This window comes from Prochlorococcus marinus str. MIT 9313, assembly GCF_000011485.1.
Classification (GTDB): Bacteria; Cyanobacteriota; Cyanobacteriia; order PCC-6307; family Cyanobiaceae; genus Prochlorococcus; species Prochlorococcus marinus_D.
In genome coordinates, this window is the sequence record NC_005071.1 from 1,332,883 (window position 1) to 1,348,187 (window position 15,305).

14 protein-coding genes are annotated in these 15,305 nt (G+C 52.2%); 5 read left to right on the forward strand and 9 right to left on the reverse strand.

Annotated features, from left to right (window positions below):
• The first annotated feature begins 14 nt into the window (after positions 1–14).
• Both frr and AKG35_RS06655 read left to right on the forward strand, forming a co-directional pair.
• On the forward strand, positions 15–563 hold the full coding sequence (gene frr, locus AKG35_RS06650) for a ribosome recycling factor (RefSeq protein ID WP_011130614.1): 549 nt from the start codon (positions 15–17) through the stop codon (positions 561–563).
• Entirely contained in the window at positions 560–1,687 is a 1,128-nt protein-coding gene (locus AKG35_RS06655) for an NAD(P)/FAD-dependent oxidoreductase (protein WP_011130615.1), read from the forward strand. Before frr ends, AKG35_RS06655 begins: the two co-directional genes overlap by 4 nt.
• Positions 1,688–1,856: 169 nt before the next feature.
• Here the strand turns inward: AKG35_RS06655 and AKG35_RS06660 are convergent, their stop codons facing one another.
• From AKG35_RS06660 to AKG35_RS06680, 5 genes are all read right to left on the reverse strand, one after another.
• Positions 1,857–2,522, reverse strand: a complete 666-nt coding sequence (locus tag AKG35_RS06660; RefSeq protein WP_011130616.1) for an SDR family oxidoreductase — start codon at positions 2,520–2,522, stop codon at positions 1,857–1,859.
• Between the two features lie 268 nt (positions 2,523–2,790).
• Positions 2,791–3,963 (reverse strand): transaldolase, encoded by a 1,173-nt coding sequence (locus AKG35_RS06665; protein ID WP_011130617.1) that lies wholly within the window; start codon positions 3,961–3,963, stop codon positions 2,791–2,793.
• A gap of 92 nt (positions 3,964–4,055) precedes the next feature.
• A complete protein-coding gene (locus AKG35_RS06670; protein WP_011130618.1) occupies positions 4,056–5,864 on the reverse strand; it encodes a peptidoglycan D,D-transpeptidase FtsI family protein in 1,809 nt (602 codons plus the stop codon).
• Complete coding sequence (locus tag AKG35_RS06675; protein WP_011130619.1) at positions 5,864–6,331, reverse strand: hypothetical protein; 468 nt, start codon at positions 6,329–6,331, stop codon at positions 5,864–5,866. The genes AKG35_RS06670 and AKG35_RS06675 overlap by 1 nt, the downstream gene beginning before the upstream one ends.
• Before the next feature lie 92 nt (positions 6,332–6,423).
• Entirely contained in the window at positions 6,424–7,815 is a 1,392-nt protein-coding gene (locus AKG35_RS06680; protein ID WP_011130620.1) for a CPBP family intramembrane glutamic endopeptidase, read from the reverse strand.
• A gap of 151 nt (positions 7,816–7,966) precedes the next feature.
• On the opposite strand from AKG35_RS06680, the gene AKG35_RS06685 reads away from it, so the two are divergent.
• Both AKG35_RS06685 and AKG35_RS06690 read left to right on the forward strand, forming a co-directional pair.
• The gene (locus AKG35_RS06685) at positions 7,967–9,298 is read left to right on the forward strand and encodes a histidine phosphatase family protein (RefSeq protein ID WP_011130621.1); all 1,332 of its coding nucleotides are present in this window, start codon (positions 7,967–7,969) and stop codon (positions 9,296–9,298) included.
• A 4-nt stretch (positions 9,299–9,302) separates the two neighbouring features.
• Complete coding sequence (locus AKG35_RS06690; protein ID WP_011130622.1) at positions 9,303–10,559, forward strand: dihydroorotase; 1,257 nt, start codon at positions 9,303–9,305, stop codon at positions 10,557–10,559.
• On the opposite strand, the gene lepB is transcribed toward AKG35_RS06690, so the two are convergent.
• A complete protein-coding gene (gene lepB, locus AKG35_RS06695) occupies positions 10,549–11,253 on the reverse strand; it encodes a signal peptidase I (RefSeq protein ID WP_011130623.1) in 705 nt (234 codons plus the stop codon). The two genes, AKG35_RS06690 and lepB, sit on opposite strands and share 11 nt — an antisense overlap.
• Positions 11,254–11,334: 81 nt before the next feature.
• Here lepB and AKG35_RS06700 point away from each other — a divergent pair, with 81 nt between their 5' ends.
• The gene (locus tag AKG35_RS06700; protein WP_011130624.1) at positions 11,335–12,861 is read left to right on the forward strand and encodes a hypothetical protein; all 1,527 of its coding nucleotides are present in this window, start codon (positions 11,335–11,337) and stop codon (positions 12,859–12,861) included.
• A 606-nt stretch (positions 12,862–13,467) separates the two neighbouring features.
• Here the strand turns inward: AKG35_RS06700 and AKG35_RS06705 are convergent.
• The 3 genes from AKG35_RS06705 to AKG35_RS06715 all read right to left on the reverse strand — a co-directional run bounded on the left by AKG35_RS06705 (position 13,468) and on the right by AKG35_RS06715 (position 15,242).
• Positions 13,468–13,830 (reverse strand): arsenate reductase family protein, encoded by a 363-nt coding sequence (locus AKG35_RS06705; RefSeq protein ID WP_011130625.1) that lies wholly within the window; start codon positions 13,828–13,830, stop codon positions 13,468–13,470.
• Between the two features lie 56 nt (positions 13,831–13,886).
• Positions 13,887–14,411 carry an inorganic diphosphatase gene (locus tag AKG35_RS06710; protein WP_011130626.1) on the reverse strand — a complete coding sequence of 175 codons (525 nt, stop codon included), beginning with the start codon at positions 14,409–14,411 and terminating at the stop codon, positions 13,887–13,889.
• 366 nt (positions 14,412–14,777) lie between these two features.
• Positions 14,778–15,242: a hypothetical protein gene (locus AKG35_RS06715; protein ID WP_011130627.1), complete on the reverse strand. Its 465-nt coding sequence runs from the start codon at positions 15,240–15,242 to the stop codon at positions 14,778–14,780.
• Positions 15,243–15,305 lie beyond the last annotated feature (63 nt).

The window sequence follows — 15,305 nt, forward strand, 5'->3', positions numbered from 1 at the left end:
GCCTCTCTGAAGCCATGTCGAACCAGGAACTCAAAGACAACATGCACAAATCAGTGGAGGCCACACAGCGCAACTTCGCCACCATCCGTACTGGACGCGCCAACCCGTCACTACTTGATCGAATCAACGTTGAGTATTACGGCACAGAAACGCCCCTGAAATCTCTAGCAACAATATCCACCCCTGATTCACAGACGATTGCCATACAGCCCTTTGATAATGGATCAATGGGCCTGATTGAAAAAGCCATTGCCACTAGTGATTTGGGCTTGACACCCAACAATGACGGCAAGATCATTCGCATCAATGTGCCGCCGCTAACTGAAGAGCGCCGCAAAGAGTTCTGCAAACTGGCAGCAAGATATGCAGAAGAAGGCAAAGTAGCCCTGCGCAACATCCGTCGCGATGCAATTGATAAAGTGAAAAAGCTAGAAAAAGATGCTGAGCTCTCTAAAGATCAGAGCCATGATGAACAGGATGGGATACAAAAACTCACCGACACATTCATCACTGAAATTGAAAAATACCTCGCCGAAAAAGAAGCCGACATTCTCAAGGTTTGAGCACTCGCGATGTGCTGGTCATCGGAGCAGGCGCCGCTGGATCTGCGGCAGCTTTCCATCTGGCTGCAGCCGGCCAACGCGTCACACTGCTCGAACAGAATGCACACCAAACGATCAAACCCTGTGGCGGAGGCATGGCAGCCGCGGTGCAGGAGTGGTTTCCATTTGATTTGCAATCGGTCGTTGATGAAGTCATTGAAAGGGTTGAGTTCAGCTGGCAGCTCAGTGATCCCGTCGTGGCCGACCTGCAAGATTCCGCCCCGTTTTGGATTGTGCGGCGAGAAAAGCTTGATGCCCTCCTAACAAGCCAGGCGATTGATGCAGGCGCCGAACTGCTCCGGCCCTTTACGGTCAAAAGCTTGCAAAGACAAAACGAACGATGGCAAGTCACAGCCGATGACGGCAGACAACTTGAAGCAAGAGCGGTCGTACTGGCGAATGGCTCCCAGTCAGCTTGGCCTGAAGCCTTGGGCTTGGGACCAAAAACCCTGCATCACGCGAGCACCATGTCTGTACGCCTGGAGGGTCGAGGCAACCTCAAAACTGGTTCAGCCCGATTTGAATTTGGGCTGGTTCATCATGGTTTTGCCTGGGCTTTCCCCTTGGCAGGAGGCGTGAATGTAGGCGTAGGTACGTTCATCGGCCGCAATGCCGCCGATAGTGATGCCGTCTTGGAACAACTGCTACCGAACCTGGGATTTGACCCGCAAGCAGGCAAACGACAAGAAGCATCTTTACGGGTATGGAACGGCCATCAAGCACTGCATGGCGATGGTGTCGTCGCCGTGGGAGATGCGGCATCACTATGCGATCCGTTCCTGGCAGAAGGTCTGCGCCCAGCGTTGATGAGTGGATGTGAAGCAGCCCGCTGCCTGAATCATTGGTTGAACGGTGATACCAACAACCTGGCTGATTACAGCCAAACCATGCGACAACGGTGGGGAGACTCCATGGCCTGGGGCAAGAGGATTGCTCAGGTGTTTTATCGATTCCCCAAGGTGGGATATCAGCTTGGGATCAAAAGGCCAACAGCTCCACAACGGATTGCTCAGATCCTTTCTGGAGAAATGGGGTATGGCGACATTGCCCAGCGTGTGATTAAACGGTTGCTATTGCAACGTTAATTACATAAAATAATAAAGATTAGCCGAACGAAGTTCGATAACTAGCATTCAAGCATTTCTAATTTAAAATAAATTTCAGCGTGAGCAGTGAAGTGCTCTCAAGTGATTACGAAGAACGCAAAATCACAGGCCCAAAGCAACGTCAATCACTTCTTCACAAAACCAATTGTTACCAAGGGAGAATCTCCCCATTGGCATGCCAAAAAGTGCCTGAGTTTTCCAAATTGAGATTGTCAATACGGGCCAACAAGCCATCAACCGATTCTTCTGGAGTAATGCCTTGATCAGTGAATCCTGTCATGCGGGTACGCACAAGCCCTGGATGAAGAAGCGCCACGGCAATGCCTTGAGATTTAAGGTCGATAGCTAATGACTTTCCTGCCATACACAAAGCCACCTTCGACATCCTGTAGCCATAAGAACCGCCGGAACTGTTGTCATCGATCGAGCCCATTCGGCTAGTCATCAAAATGACTTTTGCGCCAGGAAGTAGATGATCCATGAGAGCATGTGTGACACGTAATGGCCCAATGGCGTTGACCTCGAACTGACGACGAAGGCTCTCGGGATCAAAATCTTTCAAAGTCGTGCTTTCCAAAATGCCGGCATTGTGGATCAGTACATCGATCGGCAAGCTGCGAAGCCGTTGCTTCAAGCGCGCAATCGATCCATCTGAAGTGATCTCGACTCCGGCCTCAATACGCACGCCTAAGCCTTCCAATTGCTGCGAAGGCTTACGGCATGCAGCCACAACCACGTCACCACGAGCATGAAGCTGACGACAATATTCATAGCCAATGCCGCGATTCGTTCCTGTGATCAGATAGGTCGCCAAGAGCAGAGAAAGCAGAAGCCTATTTAGAAAATAACTTTATAGCGAGAGAGTATCTTTGCACGCATGCCAGTTGGATTGGCAGGATTGCCAGCCCTGATCTCTCTCATGCTCTGATCAAACGATACCGATCTTGGGATTCATAGCATTAGTCCTTTCTAGATGGCAGAAAAAACTCTCCAGCTTCAACTCAGGCAAAGCAGAGTATTTTTCAACATTATAAGGAATGATGATAAATACTCATCACCTTATTAACTTACTAAGCAAGACTTCAAGCTGTTGTTAGTGCCAAAGCAGCACCCAGCCCGGAACGAACATCTTCCTGAAGAAGTCGGCCATCATGGTCATGATCTAAGGCATCAAATACCGCATCACTACCGAGCCATTCTTCTCTAGTAATACAACCATCACCATCGAGATCATTGAGCATGAAAATCTCCTGAACAACATGGCAGAAGGCCGCTCCTCCCTCCAAAACAGCTAATCGATGCGCCAGCTGAGCCTCAAGAGTTTCAATCGCCTTGCTAAAGCCGCGAATCCCTTCATCCAACTTCTCAAAAGCCATGCGATCAGCCCTCATCATTGACTCAAAACTCTCCTTATCGACATGGATCTGAGACTCTGCAGCAACAGGATTAACCGCATCCAACTTACGCTTCAGCGGAGCCTCTGTACTACCCAGCTGATCCAAAAGCTTTGGTGAGATGGTCAACAAATCACATCCAGCCAATTCAATGATTTCGTCAAGATTGCGGAAACTCGCACCCATGATCTCAGTCTTGTAATCATAGGTTTTGAAATAATTAAAGATCTTGGTCACCGAGATCACACCAGGGTCTTCTGGACCTGCATAAGAATCCCGACCAGTAGACGCTTTGTACCAATCAAGGATTCGCCCAACAAAAGGAGAGATCAAAGTGACTCCTGCTTCTGCACAAGCGACAGCCTGAGAAAAGCCAAATAGCAGAGTTAAATTGCAATGAATTCCATCCTTCTCCAAAACCTCAGCCGCTTTTATACCCTCCCAAGTAGAAGCTATCTTGATCAAAACGCGATCATTAGTAATGCCAGCGTCGTTATATAGGCCAATGAGTTTGTGAGCCTTAGCGATTGTGGCTTCAGTATTGAAACTGAGACGAGCATCCACTTCAGTGGAAACACGGCCAGGAACAATCTTGAGAATTTCCTTTCCAAAGATTACACAAATCTCATCGAGAGCCTCATGGACCACCTCCTCCACAGCTGCAGAGTTACCCAATAACTGACGGGAGGAGTGAAGAGCCTCATCGATCAAACTCTGATAAGCAGGAATCTGAGCCGCCGCAAGGATCAATGAAGGGTTGGTCGTGGCATCCCTGGGGGTGAACTTTCTAATCGCGTCCAAATCACCGGTATCCGCCACGACCACGGTCATGGTGGAAAGCTGCTCAAGGAGTGTGGCCATGAAGCAGAACGTCTCGCAAGATCTTTAAGCTAGCGGCGTTTTTTTTGCTGACAGCCCAGGTTCAGAACTCACCATCGAAGATTTGCCAAGACTTAGCCTTTGGCCGGCTGAGAATCGGTCTGCTCAGTGCTAGGTGGGATTTTTTCAAGCACCAGCAAAGCATCAATGATCTGCTTCGCCACAGGCACCGCCACCGTGGACCCATAAGCATTGCCTCCCTGGGGTTCATCCACCACAACGACCACCACATAGCGAGGATTGTCAACCGGCAGATGGGCAACAAAACTGCAAATCTTTGCTCCTGGCAAATAAACACCATTCAGTGCTTTCTGAGCAGTGCCGGTCTTGCCACCAATGCGATACCCAGGTGTTTTCGCCCCTTCCCCACTCCCTGTCTCTACAACCGATTCCATCCAGTCCCGCACAATCCTGGTGACATCTGGGCGCAGTAGTTGATGTCCAGTTGTTGCGGCGGCGCGTGGAGCCAACGCTTCTCCCGCCCGCAATCCCCTGGTGATATGGGGACTCACCAGTCGGCCACCATTGGCAATCAAGGCATGCAACTGAGCCAGCTTCAGTGGCGTGAGCGACAGTCCCTGTCCAAATGCCGCCGTGGCCGGCTCAATTGGCTGAGCCACGAATTGCTCCTTCGTCTTTAACTGACCTGCAATAGCCCCCGGCAGATCGGTATCGGGCTTGACATCAAGTCCTAGCCGTCGCAACCAATCCCAGTACAGCGAGGGTTTGAGCTGACGCATGATCTTCACCATGCCGACGTTGCTAGAAACCTGCAGCACCTTGGCGTAGTCGATCACCCCATGGCTCTTACGATCATGGTTGGAGATTGGCCATCCCCCGATCTTCAGTGATCCGTTGTCATTCACCATTCCCCCCGGCTCAATCACACCTTCCTGAAGAGCAAGGGCAAGGTTGATCGGCTTGAAGGTAGAACCAGGTTCATAAAGGTCCTGAACGGACCACTCGCGAAAGAGAGAGGGCGAATATTTCCAATACTTGTTTGGGTCATATGTGGGTGTGGACGCCAGCGCCAGCAACTCTCCATTGGTGACATCAATCACGATGGCCACTCCCTTCTTTGCCTTCCACTCTTTGACCTGGGCCACAAGTGCCTGCCCCGCCAGCTCCTGCAAACGAGCATCCAAAGTGAGCTGCAGGCTTAGATGATCGCCATAAAACACTCCCGGAGCCAGGTCGTCAGGAAGGGGGGTGCCATCCGCTCCTCGGCGCATGCTGCGAACCTGTTCATGACGCAACAAATCCTCGTGGCGACTTTGCTCCAATCCCGCCTGTGGGACGCGATCCAAATTAAGAAAACCCACCACGTTGGCAAACAGAGAGCCCTGCGGATAGAGCCGCTGTGGATAAGCCTCAAGATCTAAACCACTGATACCAAGGTTGCGGATTTCATTGACGATGTCTTGATCCAATCCTTCAGCAAGCTTCACACCAGAAGGACGGTCGCCAAATCGCTGCACCAATTCGGCAACAGGAATCGCCAACACCCCGGAGAGCTTGCGAGCAACATCCAGTGGCTTACGAATCAAACCGGGATCATCCCCGGGGAAATTAAAATAACGAGGATGAGCCCAAAGCCGAAAGCGTTCCTCATCGAGAGCCACCAGCCGTCCATTGCGGTCCACAATTGAACGCCGTGTCCCAATCGGTTGGGTTCGCTGGGTCTGCAAAGCCCTTGCACGGGCTTCAAGTTCCGGTGCTTGCAGAACCTGCAGCCAAGCCATCCGGCCCACAAGTCCAATCAGCCCAACGCAGAGGATGGAAAACACCCATCGCATCCGATGAGCAGGAACTGATTCCAACGCAATCACGTCCTGGGCACGCCTCCTGGAGCTTCGTGAGCGACGAGCCTTTGAGGCAGGCATCAGTAGCCGTGATTAATGGGTTGGCCCATCAATTGGCTAAGCAGTTGCGACTCTCCAGAAACAACACCACCAGACGGATTCGCAGAGCGATCGAGGTAAAGAAGGTTGGCAACCTTTGTGGGAACCATCGACTGAGGCAACCTGGTTTCAACCAACAAGTGACGCTCAATCATCGCGGTTGACTCCGTAAGACGATGAGCCAATGAGCGAGTGGTCTCCAGCCTGTTGAAAGCAATCGTCCAACGATGCTGCCAATGCAGCGTGAGAGCGGACATCAATGCCGCAGCAACCAAAACACCGATCAATGCACCATCAGCAGCCCGATGCAGTCCTGCCAGGACTGGCGACTGGCGAGCCACCTTCCTTGAAGACAAGGATCCCTGGATCAGCTCAAGTGTGCGGACAGAACGTGCCCGAGAAACAGCACGGTTAGCCGTTACCGAACGCTGTTGAAGTGCGGCAACCACCTAATAAGCCACTCTAATAAATCAGTGAACCACCCTCAATAGGCCTCCGCAAGGCTAAGTCGCTAACAATCAAGGCTGATTGAAGAGTTCAGTTATCCGCCAAGCAGCAAAAGATTGATGAAAGTAACCCCATTCCAGAGGGCATGCATCAGCACGCAAGGCAAAAGACGCCCTGAACTAAGCCTTAATAGACCGAGTCCCAAGCCCAACACAAACAGCGGTGGTAATTCACCAACACTCAGGTGAGCCACACCAAACACCAACGCGCTAGTTACCACACCCCATAGCGGGCCAAAAGATTTCGCCAATACAGGCAGAAGCGCACCACGAAAAACCAACTCCTCAAAGAGAGGCGCCAGAATCACAGCGGTGGTGGCTAGCAACATCAAGGCCAATGGATCCTTGCTGCGCAGTACCAGTTCCAATAAGGGGTTACTTCCCCCTTGATCCCCCAACAGCAATCCCATCAGCCATCCAGTCAAGAGAACCAACGGCATCACCATCAACCAGCCTCGACCTGCCTTCAGCAACGCTGAACCCCAAGGCTGCAGACGCCACTGCAACCATCCATCAACGGGCCGATCAGTTGCCTGCAGACTGCGCAGCTGCTGACGCAGAATCAACAATGGCGGTAGTGCCAAAGCGCCGTAGCCAATCACCACTGTCAACGCTTTGCTCAAGGGGCTGTCCATCCCCCTCGTCATCAAGGCACTCAGCGGAGCCACGAAAGCGGGAGCAATCACCTCACCCAAGACCACAAATCCACAGGCAATCAGGAGCACCATGTCCGTTAAGGAAAGTGGTAAGGCCTGAAGCGGTGGCCAGGGAGCAACAGACTTGCGCAACAACATCCAAAGATGACGCAACAAAAGCGCAGTACCGGCAAGTAGAGCCGCCGCCGGTAACACCACGCTCAAGACCAGCCGCAAAGCCATGCTCGATGCGACACGGGGATTCACGCAGTCATCGCGATCCCCGCCAAGAGCAAAGCAACCAACCTGCTGAAGCAAAGGGTCCCCGCTTAATGAGCCAAGCGCCTCACGATCAGCAAGTGACAAGCCCCCTTCTTGCTTACTAGCCAGTAGCGCCTGCTCTAGAGGGATCAGTAACGGTGACTGCACTGAAGCAGCCAGGAGCTCACGACGTTCTGCCTCTGAAGATTGGAGTCCGGCGAGCAACAGCCTCTGGCGGTCATTCATCTGACTGAGAGGGATCTCACCGAGAGCTTCTTGCAAAGCCAATGTTGGATCCTCACCCACAAGCAGAGGCCTAATGGCTGCAGGGACGGCCTGATCAGCAAGCAAAGCCATCTCCTGTTGCTGCATGGAGATGGTTGGGGTCACTGACGGCCTGCTGAAGCTGTCTTGCAACCCCACAAACCAAATCAAAACCGCAAACATCAGTGATACGAAAGCCAGTCCGACTTTCCAAAGCGGCTCACGGGTGTATCGCCTGATCAGGCTGAACAGGGGATCAAAGCTCAACGACCAGGCATCAATTGAAACTGATTCTCGCTGGCCGCAGCACAGCGCGCTGACAGCTGTTCAACACTCCCTCAAGGGCATCTCCGACAACCATCCCATACTGCGCTGGCAGGGGGCCCCATACGATGGCCGCGTCAAAACATCTTTGCCGGTGCCCCTGCGTCTTCTCCTCGTCCGTCATGGGCTGAGCAGCTTCAACCGCGAGCGACGGATTCAGGGTCGCAGTGATCTTTCCACGCTCACCTCGCAAGGCCAAGAACAGGCCCGTCAAACTGGACAAGCCCTAAAAGAAATCCAAATCAATGCTGTTTACAGCTCCCCTCTGAAGCGTGCCGCATCCACAACAACAAACCTACTAGCAAGCAAAGGCAGTGATCTCAGACCTTGCTTCGATGATGGGTTACTGGAAATCGACCTGGCTCCATGGAGTGGTCTCTGCAGCGATGAGGTAAAGAGCATGTTCCCAGATGCCTATCGCACCTGGAAGCAACAACCACAGGAATTGGTTCTCAAGCGAGAAGACGGCAATCCCTATAAACCCATTGGCGAGCTGATGGAACAGGCTCGTGAATTCCTACGGAAACTCATTCAACGTCACCCAATGGAGGGTGACGAAACAGTTCTGGTTGTTTCGCACAATTGCATCCTGCGCTGCTTAATCCTTGTTCTCCTTGGTGAGCCAGACCAAGGCTTGCGACGACTGCGCCTCGATAACGCCTCACTCTCGGTGTTCAACCTGATACCCCTCTCAGAGCAATCCCATCAAGCACAAGTCGAATGCCTCAACAGCACCGTTCACTTGCATCAGCAACTACCCAGCAAAGGGAAGGGGCCGAGACTGATCCTTGTGCGCCATGGTGAAACCGACTGGAACCAACAAGGCCGGTTCCAAGGCCAAATCGACATCCCGCTGAATAAAAATGGCTTCGCGCAAGCCGCCGCAGCCGGTGCATTCCTAAGCGATGTGTTGATCGATCAGGCCTACAGCAGTTCGATGACCCGACCAAGACAAACGGCGGAAGCCATCCTCAAGCACCATCCAGATGTCCAACTCGAAGTCACCCAGGGGCTGGTGGAAATTGGCCATGGCCTTTGGGAAGGGAAGCTGGAATCAGACATTGAAGCCGGCTGGCCTGAACTGCTAGATGCCTGGAAAAAAGCTCCGCAGACGGTGCAGATGCCCGAAGGCGAAACCATCCAGGATGTATGGAAGCGTTCAGTGGCCTGCTGGAACAAGATCGCCAACAGCCTGGCTCCAGAAGCAACAGCGCTCGTGGTGGCTCATGACGCTGTCAACAAAACGATTCTCTGCCATCTACTCGGAATGACCCCGGCTGATATCTGGGCAGTCAAACAAGGGAATGGAGGTGTCACGGTGGTCGACATCGCTACAGATCCCGGCCAACCTGCAGTGGTGACCTCTCTCAACCTCACCTCTCACCTTGGTGGTGTGCTCGATCGCACAGCTGCTGGGGCGCTCTAACGTGATGCCCGAGGCACAACTTCTAGACCCCATAAGGATCCTGCACGGGTCGGATCAACCTGTCGTTGAAGATGCTGTGCTGATCAGAGACAACCATCTGATCGCCTTTGGAGCGAAGGCACGTATACAGGCTCAACAGCTCGGGCTGCCCCCCAAATCAGCCAGCCAACAACTACTCGCCCCCTGTCTTGTAGACCCCCATTCCATCCTTGAAGATCCAATCAGTGGTCATTGCGAAACCCTTGCAAGCCTGAGACATGCAGCTGCTGCTGCCGGTTATGGCCAACTAGCTCTGCTACCCCGCAGTTCCTCCTGGCGTGATCGCCCCGAAAGATTGCAGGGATTTTTAAATCCAAATAGCGATGTCGACATTCACTTGTGGGGCAGCTTTAGCAGAGATGGTGCCGGCAGCGAACTATCCCCCCACGCGGATTTAGTGCAACACGGTGCCGTAGGGCTGGCAAACGACGATCTAATCCTGCCGATCGCTCTCCTACAGCGAGGACTGGTGCTAGGCGAAATGGGGTCAGCCCCTGTGTTAATCGCCCCCAGAGATGAAAAAATTCAAGGTGGCGGGATGGTGCGCGAAGGCGTTGAAACACTACGAGCGGGCTGGGCACCTGACCCCTTCGCCAGCGAAACCCTCCCCCTGGGACAACTTCTCGAACTTCATCGGCAGCACCCTGAACGTTCCCTAAGACTGATGAACCTGGCCACTGCCCCTGGAGTCGCCATCTTGGGGTCCTGTCCCTCCCGGCCTATGGCCAGCGTGTGCTGGTGGCATCTGGTGACTGACCAAAGCAAACTTGATCCCACAGAGCTTGGATGGAGGGTCAGCCCATCTCTTGGCAGTCCTAGAGATCGAGCCGCCTTGATCAAGGCCCTCGCCAATGGCACCCTCACGGCCGTGGCTGTCCATGCCATACCCCTGGATGAGGAAGATACCCAACTGCCTCCCAATCAGCTTGAGCCTGGCCTAGCAGGCCATCAACTCGTGCTGCCTGCGCTTTGGCAAGAGCTTGTGGTCAAAGCTGGTTGGTCTGTAGAGCAGCTTTGGCATGCTCTGAGTTTTGGACCGTCAAAAATGCTCAACCTGCCCGAAGAACGCTTGACCGTTGGCAGCCGGCGCTGGCTGATGTTCGACCCTGATCAGCTCTGGATCCAAGATCGGCACAGTGATGATGCCCCCAAAGCCGCTAATCAACCCTGGCAGGGCTGCCAACTGCAAGGCCGTGTCGTGGCATGTGGACTCAGGGAATAAGTGACCCGAAACGATCAAAAGGCCAAAAACGCCATAAAGCACGCCCGAGGATCTCTTTCTCAGGCAGAAATCCCCAAATTCGTCCATCAGTGCTATTGCTTCGGTTATCTCCCAGCACCAAAACATGATCGCTGGGAACTGTCGCGACAAGGGAATTGCAAGGTCCCATTCCCCTGTTATTCACAGGGCAATATTGGGTTACATAGGGCTCCTTCAGCCTCTGTCCATTCACGCTCACTTCTCCCCTGGGATTGATCGAAACCTGGTCTCCCCCCACGGCGACAACACGCTTAATCCAAGCATCACAGCTGGGATTGGTTAGTCCTATCCAGTTCATAAAAGGAAGGTTCACCACAAAGCAAGGAAGGGAACTCTGACCACTCTTCAAATTCAACGCAGCATTAAAGGAATAGGGCGTGTTAAACACCACGATCTCCCCACGACGTGGAGGTCGACTGCGAAGGCTGACTTTCTCAACCAGCAAACGATCCTGGACTTGCAGCCCTGGGATCATCGATTCAGAGGGAATGTATCTCGCCTCAGCGACGTAATGACGAATGCCGAAATACAGGCCCAAAGTAAAGAAGACTGGTCCCCAGAAATCCCAAAATGGATGAGGTTGAGAGGTTGATGCTCCCCGGGGAGCAGACGCCTTATCGTTTGTGGGATGGTCCTGCTGCTGCGCGTCAGACAACTCAGCCCTGTTATGAATTCGATGCTTAACGATAAGGCCAGCCTGTCCGGCCCCTTAGCGTGATCAAAGCAACCTCAGCCCATGGTGCGTCCCCGCTGGCAAGGGTTGAAACCCTCCCCCTCGCGTAAGTTCTGGCAGCGCTGGGATCAGGTTTTGGCGCTAATCGCTGCCATCAACTTGAGTTGGATCCTCTTCGACGTTACCTACATTCCGCTACGCAATTTCTGGTTACACCGCAATCTCTATCTCCTGCCCTCAACATCGTTGATGGTGCCGTTGCCATGGGTGCCGAACGTGACGCCTTTCTATGACGTTGTTAAAGGCATCAAACCGCATAGAGATACCCAGATTTATATCAAACATTTCAGCCAACTCGATCAAACCGCAGCAAGGCAAGGAATCAATAGCCCTGCTTCACAACAACTACGCCTTAATCAAGTCGAGCTCACAACTCAACTGATCGATGAGAATCCGTTCGTCAGCTCTGGCAACGTCGGCACCCTTGAAAAACTAAAAAGCCTACTGCGTGCAAGGGCTGGGATGGATTCCTCCAAGCAGGCAGCCGCCCATCTCTTGGGAAACAAATACCTCAACAACCTCGATTGGCAGCAAGAAAGACTGTTCTGGACCGAGAAGATTCTTCCCCTGATCGCCACCAACTATTGGCGATCGATCAACGAAAACGGGCAGCCTGTTGACTATGCCTGGCGCCTCGACACTCCCTTCCAACTTCTCTTTCTCCTCGACATCCTGCTAAGGGCTATGCGCCTGAAGCGTCGCTTCCCCGGCATTAGCTGGCGAGAGGCCCTGCTGCGACGCTGGATCGACCTGCCTCTACTGCTGCCATTCTGGAGACTCTTGCGGGTAGTGCCCGTTACCGAGCGCCTATCCAGCGCTGGGCTCATTCAGCTGGAACCTTTGCGCGCTGTCATCAGCAGGGGCGTCGTAGCCCTATTAGCCCTGGAGCTGTTTGAAGTTCTCACCTTACGCATCGTGGATGCGATGCAAGAAATCATTCGCTCACCACATCTGCCGCAACGAATCCGCAGTCTTTGTAGTCATCAATCAGTGGACAAGAACGAGGAACGTGAACTAACCGAATTGCTTCGGCTCTGGCTTCCGCTAATCCTCAGCGAGGTAGGGCCAAGCATGCGCCCCCAACTTTTGGCACTCTTTAGTCACGCCTTGCAGCGAAGTATGGATGGCGTGATCGTGCCCGCTCCACTCAAAGGGCTTACCGTCATTGAAAAGGCCGAATCGGAACTAAGCCGGCAACTCGCAGCCGGAATGATCGATACATTTCTGCAGCTCTCTCGCAATGCCGGCGACCAACTTGGCCGCAAGGATATGGTGCTAGAGCAACTAGGAGTCGATACGATTGATCGCTTCTGGGAAGAGCTCGCTCGCACCCTCGAGCAGGGACCCGTTCTCGAACGTAGTCAAGAACTAATGGTGGCCTTCCTTGAAGAGTTCAAGCGCTCCAGCTTTCGCCAGCTCAGAGAACAAGGTGGGGTTAATGAATTGATCAGCGAGCTCGATGGTCTTAACTTTAGCGAGGCGAAAACGACAAGCCAAAAGCAAGAATCTGGCAATAAAATAACACTATAAAATATCATGCAAGCTACCATTAGAAGAAATCCAAAGACAGCGAGAGCCTGAAAAACGTAAACAAAAGAAAACGAAATAGCGACAAGATAAACGGCTACAAAGATTAAAGCTGCCTCCGCATTTAATATTTCATGGCGAGCCCTCAGCGACTTTAATCTCTTGACTTTTTGGGCCTGACCCGGATCCACTTAATTGAACTTCTTGGAAAAACTTGCTGCTTTATCTAGAAAATATCCAACACAAACCATCTCCTTCCACTAGCATGAACAGACAACAAGCCCTATCCTTTACAGGCTGCCATCAACTTGCAGCAAAGTAGATAAATACTTAGACAAGGCCATTATATTCGCGCACAGGGATGACTCATGGCCCGTCACACACCTGCTATAGCCATGGCAGTCAATCCCCCCAGGAATAAACAATATACGAATCATCCTTCAGGTTATTGATTACTGGCTTTTACAAATTGCGAATAGCAATAATCGCACGCCCATCGTTCGCGATCTCTTTTGTCATTTTCCCTTTAGCAGCCCTACAAAAAATTCATCACATCAAAACAACATTTATTTTTGCCGAAATATACTCCTATTTCTAAGGGTTTACTCTTCAAGGCAGCAACGCCTCAGCCCAGACATCCGGCTTGAAGCCCACCAATACACTGCCATTTTCAGTGATCAAGAAAGGACGTTTAATCAACTTGCCATCGGAGGCAAGTGCATCGAGCGCCTCGTCATCGCTCATGGCCTTGACTGCATCCGCGCCAAGTGCACGATAACTTACACCACTTGTGTTGAAGAGAAGTTTGCGGCTTGCTAACTGCTTACTGGCGCCACTAAGCATCTCTCGACTAGGAGGTGTCTCAACGATGTCGAAAAGATCATGCACAATTTGATGCTCCTGCAGCCAAGTCAAGGCCTTCCGACAAGTAGCGCAGCGCGAATAGCTATAAATCCTTATTGAGTTGAGCATGATTTAACTGGCCAGCAAAGAATGAACTCGTTCAATCAAGTGATTAGGGTTCATAGTTACTTTTTCAGCTTAACCTGCGCAGCTTTGGCGCAGGTCTCCAACAGAGGCTCAACAGCTTCTGAATCTCTCCAGCCACCGATATCAACAACTCGCCCCTCAAGATTTTTGTAAGTGCGGAAGAATTCAGCCACATCCTCCAGTTGACTGGCTGAAATCTGCCGAATGCTGCTGATCGACCGTTGACGGGGATCAGCAACGGGAACACACAACAACTTGCCGTCATAAGCCCCGGAATCATGCATATCAAGCACCCCGATTGGTCGTGCCCTAATCAGACAGCCAGCAAATGTGGGTTCCTCCATGATCACCATTGCATCAAGAGGTGCACCATCTTCAGCAAGGGTGTTGGGGATGAAGCCGTAATCAAACGGGTAGCGAACCGAGGAATGAAGAACCCTATCGAGGGCCATCACACCAGCCTCATCAAAATATTCGTACTTGTTCCGGCTTCCCGCCGGAATCTCCACCAACAGGTTGACCAACCCGGGTGAAGGAGATGGGAGTAGAGAGCTTAGATCCATCTTTCTCCAAGGCTGTGGGAACCATGCTTTCCCTCCCCGCAGACCGATCTGTCAAAACTGCCGCGAGGGGTAATCCAACGGTTGCGATGGCAATAGTCAAACCCAGCAACGCAATCGAAGGCGCACTCAAGCTGAAAGGATCTTCAGGATCTGGTCCAATGAGACCAGAATCATGATGTGATCTGGACGGCTCCTCACCCTTAGACGAGGGGCTTGAAACTGAGGCTGGGTCAGGATCCATGCAGGGGTGGTTTAGAACGACCCGGTGTAGGGGATAGCATCAGCCACCTTCATCGGGGCGATTTCAGGGTCTGGGCAAGCCATTGCCGGAAACCGCTACAAAATATTCTGTCACCGAAAGAGACGTTATGCAGCAGGACGATCCTGCCGCTCTCGATGGGCGGCCAAATCTGACGGTGCATCATTCAACCCATCAAGCTGTGACCTAATCGCACGCAGCTCCTCAAGGATTGATCCAAGAACCTGTTGCGTTGCTGTTGAGGGGGAATTAAGAACCTCAACAGTGACTTCTTTGATCCTTAAAACATCCTTTGCGAAACGGGCGACTTCATTTGGATGAAAAAGAAGGGGATCTTTCTGATCGCTTCGATACTCAGGATTGAGCTTGCGAGGATTAAACGAAGGATTGAGGTTGCGTGGATCTGTATTTGTGTAGCGATACACCGAAGCCCTTGAACGATTCAAAGACTTCTGAACGTCATCGATCCCAACAAGCGCATCAGATTGAGCCATCACAGCATTAATATCTTTGCTTAAATATGAAGAAGGGCTAGGCAGAGGAGAATCAGAATTGACCGAGCCATCAGACATGAGATCGACTAACCGCTTCTAGATTTTGCGCGACATTAGCAGGTGAGACTCATCTCGTACAGG